The organism is Methylobacterium sp. A54F (genome assembly GCF_053346035.1).
Genome location: NZ_JBKFBF010000144.1, coordinates 1 through 301, shown reverse-complemented (window position 1 = coordinate 301; position 301 = coordinate 1). Strand labels below are relative to the sequence as shown.

The following is a 301-nucleotide window of genomic DNA, read 5'->3' as shown; positions in this document are numbered from 1 at the left end:
GGTCTGGCCGTTGCCGTGCACCCGGTACTTGAAGGTGGTGAGCTGCTCGACGCCGGCGGGGCCCCGCGCATGCATCCGCCCGGTGGCGATGCCGATCTCGGCGCCGAAGCCGAACTCGCCGCCGTCGGCGAACTGCGTCGAGGCGTTGTGCGTCACGATCGCCGAATCGACCTCCGCGAGGAAGCGGGTCGCGGCCTCGGCACCCTCGGTGATGATCGCGTCGGTGTGATGGGAGCCGTTCGTCTCGATGTGCTCGATGGCGGCATCGAGCCCGTCGACCACACGAGCTGAGATGATCGCG

General features: G+C 69.1%; 1 pseudogene. It reads right to left on the bottom strand.

The features are described from left to right. Positions 1-301: pseudogene (gene proA, locus ACLBXP_RS25695) on the bottom strand (glutamate-5-semialdehyde dehydrogenase); the annotation flags it as partial.